The following is a 241-nucleotide window of genomic DNA, read 5'->3' as shown; positions in this document are numbered from 1 at the left end:
TGCCGGTGTGGATCAGCTTGGTGTGCACGGTGACCAGGTCGCTGATCCGGATCGGCGCGACGAAGCGGATGCCGCCGACCGCGACGGTAACGCTGTACTTGCCGCTCCAGCCGACCGCGGCGGCGTAGCCGGCCTGGTCGATCCACTTCATCACCATGCCGCCGTGGACCTTGCCGCCGTAGTTGACGTCGGTGGGCTGGGCGAGGAAGCGCAGGTTCAATTCGCGTTGCTGGCCTTTCAT

Annotated in this window: 1 protein-coding gene; it reads right to left on the bottom strand. The window is 66.0% G+C overall.

Translation table 11 applies throughout. The annotated features are described in order from the left end of the window. The coding region (locus tag HKX41_13135) for an acyl-CoA thioesterase (GenBank protein ID NNC25078.1) at positions 1–241 on the bottom strand (241 nt) is incomplete at its 3' end.

The organism is Salifodinibacter halophilus, from assembly GCA_012999515.1.
Classification (GTDB): Bacteria; Pseudomonadota; Gammaproteobacteria; order Nevskiales; family Salinisphaeraceae; genus Salifodinibacter; species Salifodinibacter halophilus.
Note: the sequence above shows the minus strand (reverse complement) of the source record. Positions and strands in the feature narration are given on the sequence as shown.